The sequence below is a fragment of the Collinsella sp. AF14-35 genome (genome assembly GCF_003464565.1).
Lineage (GTDB): Bacteria > Actinomycetota > Coriobacteriia > Coriobacteriales > Coriobacteriaceae > Collinsella.
Genome location: NZ_QRZD01000008.1, coordinates 75,562 through 81,561, shown reverse-complemented (window position 1 = coordinate 81,561; position 6,000 = coordinate 75,562). Strand labels below are relative to the sequence as shown.

The 6,000-nt window shown below is 59.5% G+C and carries 6 protein-coding genes; all 6 read right to left on the bottom strand.

The window, feature by feature from the left end:
* Window positions 1-87: 87 nt before the first annotated feature.
* Window positions 88-717 carry an HAD family phosphatase gene (locus DWW12_RS04315; protein ID WP_158564382.1) on the bottom strand — a complete coding sequence of 210 codons (630 nt, stop codon included), beginning with the start codon at window positions 715-717 and terminating at the stop codon, window positions 88-90.
* Between the two features lie 156 nt (window positions 718-873).
* Window positions 874-1,866, bottom strand: a complete 993-nt coding sequence (locus DWW12_RS04310) for an SIS domain-containing protein (RefSeq protein ID WP_117655852.1) — start codon at window positions 1,864-1,866, stop codon at window positions 874-876.
* A 180-nt stretch (window positions 1,867-2,046) separates the two neighbouring features.
* Entirely contained in the window at window positions 2,047-2,880 is an 834-nt protein-coding gene (locus DWW12_RS04305; RefSeq protein ID WP_117855153.1) for a PTS system mannose/fructose/sorbose family transporter subunit IID, read from the bottom strand.
* A gap of 13 nt (window positions 2,881-2,893) precedes the next feature.
* Window positions 2,894-3,688, bottom strand: a complete 795-nt coding sequence (locus DWW12_RS04300; protein ID WP_006235136.1) for a PTS sugar transporter subunit IIC — start codon at window positions 3,686-3,688, stop codon at window positions 2,894-2,896.
* Between the two features lie 36 nt (window positions 3,689-3,724).
* On the bottom strand, window positions 3,725-4,648 hold the full coding sequence (locus tag DWW12_RS04295) for a PTS mannose/fructose/sorbose transporter subunit IIAB (protein WP_117855151.1): 924 nt from the start codon (window positions 4,646-4,648) through the stop codon (window positions 3,725-3,727).
* 204 nt (window positions 4,649-4,852) lie between these two features.
* Window positions 4,853-5,935 (bottom strand): DMT family transporter, encoded by a 1,083-nt coding sequence (locus DWW12_RS04290; protein ID WP_158564380.1) that lies wholly within the window; start codon window positions 5,933-5,935, stop codon window positions 4,853-4,855.
* Between the last annotated feature and the right edge of the window lie 65 nt (window positions 5,936-6,000).

Below are 6,000 nucleotides of genomic sequence, written 5' to 3'. Positions count from 1 at the left end.
GCGACGGACCTCGGGACGCTCTTACACCACGTCTGCGCGCGCCACCCAAGAGACGTGTGAATCCGCACTTCTTGCGGCGAATTGACGCTATAAAGCGGTCAGAATGTCGGCGAGGCTATCGATGATGGCATCAGCGACGGACTGATCCAGGTTGACGCCCTCGTGCGGGCGCAGCGCCAGGACGCGGGCGCCGGAGCGCTTGCCGGCCTCGATACCCAAAGGCGAGTCCTCGATAACCAGGCACTCGGCAGGCTCCATACCCAGCGCCTCCATGGCACGCAGGTAGATCTCGGGGTCGGGCTTAAACGCACTGCACTCGTGACCGCTGATGGTGTAGTCCAGTACGTCGGCGATACCCGCAATCTCCACCAGCTCATCGATAAGCTCGCGATAGGACGAGCTCGCGATGGCACACTTCACGCCGCGTTCGTGCAGTTCGCGCATCACCGGCTTCGTCTGCTCGTTGAGCAGCTCGGCGTACGGAACGGGATGGACCGGGCTGTAAACCTGCTTGTACTCCACGCGCAGGCGCTCGCGCAGCTCAACATCGTCGGGCACCAGCGACTTCCAAATGGCGGGCTCGTTAGACCCCGAAAGATCGGGAATCTCGTCAAAGTGGAACCCCTTCTCCTCCATAAACGCCACGCGACGACGGTTGTAGAACCACTCGGTATCGACCAGCACGCCGTCCATATCAAACAGCACTGCCTTGATCATACGCATCTCCTCCCACCTGCCAAAAAGGGACAGGTTTATTTTGGTAGGTTTTATCTGGTGTTTTGCGACGCGACAGACACGCCCCCAAAGCAAAAAGGGGACGGGGCGCAAACCCCATCCCCTCTCAATCAACCCGTAAGGTCTACTTACTTGTGATTAGTAGGAAAGCTTCCACATGTAGCGACGCATGGTCAGCGGGTGCTGACGGGCCTCGGCGATCTGGTTGCCGTACTCGCGCATAACGGCGAGGTGCAGCAGCGGGTTGAAGTAGGTGACGACGCTCGCGGGCACGGCGTCAGCCAGGCCGTAGTCCTTGGAGTCGATCAGAGCGACCTTGGCGCCCATGCGCTCAAGGAAGGTGAGGGCGCGAGCGTCCATCGGACGGGTAGCACCATCGGACATGAAGAAGACGTAGGGCTTACCCTCGGTGGAAACCTCGAACGGGCCGTGGAAGTACTCGCCGGTGTTGTAGGCGGCGGCGTCGATCCACTGCATCTCGGTGAACAGGAAGGCGGCGTGAGAATAAGCCATCTTCTCGGAGGCACCGGAGGCCATGAAGTAGATCATCTTGTCGTCCTTGAAGTCCTCGGCGAACTTCTTGGCGAGCTTCTTGCAGTGCTGAGCGGCGTTCTCGCAGAGATCGAAAACGTTGGTGAGGCCGGTGATCATGTCCTCGTAGTGGTCATAGCCCTCGGTCTGCTGAAGGATCTCGAGAGCAAGAGCGATGGCATAGCCGGGCTTCTCGCACTTGGCAGCGTAGTTGGCGTGGAAGCCGTGGACGATGACGTGGTCGGCGTCGACGGTCAGAGCGGAGCCAGCCTTGTTGGTGAGGGAGACGACCGGGCAGTTGTGCTTCTTGGCGGTCTTGTTGGCCTCGACGGTCTCGGGCGTGGAGCCACCGAGGGAGCAGGTGATCACGAAGGTGTGCTCGTTGACCCAGGAAGGCGTGTCGTAGTTGAACTCGTTAGCGGTGAAGATCTGAACGTTCAGCTTGTCCGTGTTGTTGGCCAGGAAGTACTTGGCGGGGTAAAGGTCGGACATGGAGGCACCGCAGCCGACGAAGGCGACGCTGTGGATCTCGTGGTTGGACAGGACGTCAGCGACGATCTGCTTAGGGAGGTTAAGGTCGATCTCGTACATCTGACACATTCCTTTCGATTTTTGCGGCGCCACTTTGCCGGACGCACGCAGGGTTACCGTGATTTGGACCGAGTCGCCGGCCCGTTGGGGATGTGACAAAGGAGCTGTCCCTTTGACACATTTAGGGATGGAAGCCTGCCTGGGGTATGGGATGCCAGGCAGGCCCCCGGGGGAAGCATTGGGTCGCGACTAGGCCAGGATGCCGGCCGCGGAGAGGGCGATGCCGCCCACGATGGCGATCACGAGAAGCCAACCGGTGTTGACGTTCTTCTTGATGAGCCAGTACATAAGGCCGGTGAGGCCGAGGGAGATCATCTGGGGCATCATGCCGTCCAGGATGTCCTGGATCACGACGGTGCCGTCAGCGAACTGCAGCGGGGTGGTGGCGCCGATCAGCGTAGCGATCATGCCGCCCACGGACATAAGACCCACGATGCCGCAGACATACATGAGCTTCTCCATGAGGTCGCCGCCCTGAAGCTTGCTCAGGTACTCGTGGCCGCCCTGATAGCCCATCTTGGCGGCGAACCAAGTGATCAGCACAGAGGGGACGATGGAGATGAGCATAGCCAGGATCGGGCCCATGATGGAGCCCTGCTGAGCCAGCTGAACGCCCAGGCCAAAGGCGATAACGCGGATGGTGCCCTGGAAGAAGGAGTCACCAATACCGGAAAGCGGACCCATGAGGGAGGTCTTGACCGCGTTGATCGAATCGGGATCGAAGTTCTCGGGATCCTTGGCGTACTCCTCCTCCATGGAGGCGGCGAGGCCTAGGACAAAAGCGCTCGTCTGCGGGGTGCAGTTGTAGAACGCCATGTGACGGTGGTAAGCCTCTTTCTTAGCAGCGAGCTGCTTGGGATCGGACTCATCCGGATAGAGGCGATCGAGCGTGGGAACCATGCCGTAGAGGAAGCCCATGTTCATCTGACGCTCGTAGTTCCAAGAGGCCTGGATGGCCCAGGAGCGCCAGAAGAACTGGCTGACCTTCTTGTTCAGGGACACGTCCTTGGTTGCGGTTGCCATAGTGTGTTCCTCCTTAGTCTTCGTCGTCTTCGAGCGGATCGTAGTCGGAATCGACACCGGCGGCTGCATGGGAACCGTTGAACTTGAAGCCCATGAAGACGACAGCCAGGCACACACCGATCAGAGCGACCGCGATGACGGACAGGTTGAGGTAAGCGGCGAGCAGGAAACCGATGAACAGGAACGGAGTCATACCCTTCTTGATCATCATGGTGAGCAGCAGGGCCAAGCCGTAGGCGGTCATGATCTTGGTCGAAACGTTAAGACCAGTGGACAGCCACTCGGGAACCATGTTGACGATGGCCTGAACCAAGTCGGTGCCGACAAAGACGGCGAGGAAGATCGGCAGGAAGTACATGACGGCGTACAGACCGGAGCCGGCGCAGATGTGCATACGGTAAGCGGTCTTGAACTTTCCGTTATCGATCGCGCTATCTGCCACATGGGTGAGGGCGGCGATGATGGAACGGAACACGATGCCGAGGAGCTGACCCAGGACGGCGACCGGGATGGCGATCGTCATGGCGGTCTCGGCGGAAGCATCGGTCAGGCACGCAAAGGCAGCGGCCACGATGCCGCCCAGGACCATATCGGGCGGAACGGCGGCGCCGACCTGCACCAGGCCCATGGACACGAGCTCGACGGCGGCACCGACGGCAAGGCCGGTAGGCACATCGCCCAGCAGCAGACCGACGAGCGTAGCGCCAACGAGGGGCTGCTCGAAGTTAAGACGACCGAGCAGGCGGGAGTCCCACATGCAGAACACGCCGACGAGGCCGACGAGCACCGCACTGATGAACGTATTCATACCCTTCTCCTTTCAGTCAGGCAAACGCCTGGTTGATTACAGCTTGGCGTCGATGTCGACGCTCTGATACGTAGGGGTCTGCTGGACGTAGAGCTTAATGCCCATGTCGAGCAGCTGGTTGACGTCGGCCTTCTGGGTGGCGTCGAAGAAGACGGAGCTGTCCTTGCCGCCGACCTGCTCGGCACCGTCGTGGTTGGCGGTGGCGCCCAGGTTGATGGCGTCGAGCTTGTAGCCCTGGCAGAACTGCAGCATCTCGGCAGTGTTGCCAAAGACGAACATGACGCGCTCGCCGAGGGTGTTGAGCTTGTCCATCTTGGCAAGGGCACGCTCAACGGTGAAGACGTTCAGGCGCACGCCCTGGGGCTTGGCCAGCTTAAGAGCGCCCTTCTTGATGTCATCGTTGGCGGCAGCGTTGTCGACGACGATGATGCGCTCGGCCTGAACCTTGGTGGTCCAGGTAAAGACGACCTGGCCGTGCAGCAGACGGTAGTCAAGACGTGCGAGGACGATCTTGGCGGGACCGGAGCTGTGACGGGACGCCTTGGCCTTCTTGGCGGGAGCCGCGGCGGCCTCGACCGGTGCGTTGGGGTTGGTCAGACCGGTGCGGGCCTCGTTGATGAGGGCCGCGAGCTCGGCACCCTTGACGGGGACGGGGCTCATAGCGAGCGTGAGCGCCAGCGGGATGTTGAAACCGCTAACAACCGTGAACTTCGTGCCGTTCTTGGAAAGCTCGACCATGTTGTTGTTGACCGAGCTACCGAGCATATCGGTTAGCACATACACGGTGTCGTCCGCGTTGAACGTGGCGATCATAGCCTCAACCTTATTGGTGATGGGCTCCTTGTCGTCACGAGCAAGCGACACGACGTGGACGTTCGACACGTCGCCGAGAACCATCTCGAGCGTGTCTTTGGCGCCTGCGGCCAGGCCGCCATGAGATGCGAGAATGATCTGATTCATCTTGCCTCCTCCTTTTCGTTATGGTCATTATAACGTCTTATACGTTGCTTATATTGATAATTAGTATATAAACCGTTCGCGGGTGAAAAACGACCGTTGGCGGGTTTAACGCAATCGAAACGATGGTCTTGGGTAGGTCGGCGCTGGCTAGGCGCCGCCCGATCAAACGCCGGGCGCTACCTGCTCAAACACACCGCCAATCCCCTATCGCACGAAGTACCAGGGGCTTTCCTGCACGGTGGGCTCCAGCGCAATGCCCGTGCGCTCGCGGAAGAGATCCATGTCCTGCGATTTCTCCGTCCACCACGCGTTGGGCTTAAAGGTCATGCTCTCAACGACATGGCCGACAAACACACTGTTGCGCAGCTTGGAAAAGTCGGTGTTCATAATCACGATGGACGCGAGCACCAAAACGATGCCCAGAACTTTGATCGCGCCGGCGGGCTCGGCGTAGACACCAATGCCCAGCAGTACGGTGACGACTGTCTCGAATGACATTACGACGGGAACTTTCGACGTCTCGAGCCCCATGGACAGACCCTGCATATATAAGATGTAAGCCACGGCTGTGGGGATGAGTCCAAAGCCAAGGAACAGCAGCAGCAGCTGTGGCGACATTGCCGCGGCGACATCCGGCCACGGAGCCGCGATAGCTGCCATAACCGCACCGCCAAAAACAAAGCCCCAAAACGTGACAGCCAGCGGGTGGACCGTCTTGGTTGCTATCCGGCTAAACACCGCGAGCGACGCACCACAAAGGCCTGCAATCACGCCCGACGTGACGCCCCAAACCGAAAAATGAAAACCGGAAAGGTCGCCATTGGTCACCGCAAGCGCACAGCCAACGATGTTAAAGACAATGGCAACGAGCTTGTTGAGGGTCACGTCCTCGCGATAAAGGACGCGGCCGAGCGCGACGCCAAACACCGGCGACGTGTAGAGCAGCACCGATGCCGTGGACATGCCCACCTCGCGCATGCACTCGTAATAGCAGGTGTTGGCGGCAGCCAAACCGACGATACCGACAAGCGCGCAGGAAACAAGCTCTTTAGGGCTTGCCTTGAACAGGGTCAGCGGACCCTGAACCACGGTAGACCCCTCACCCGGACGGCAGCCCATAAACATCAGGACCGGCGCCAAGATAAGCGCTCCGACCAACAAGCGAAAGGCAGCCATGCTCTGGGACGAAACGCCCATGGCCGAGATGCCGTTTACAAAGATTCCGATGCTGCCCCACATAAGCGCGGCGATCAGCACCAGCACATAGCCCAGATTGCTCCTCTTCAACGCAGCCTCCTCAGTATTATTTCCAATATGTTTCATGCTACGTTATAGTCGTTATATACATTTTT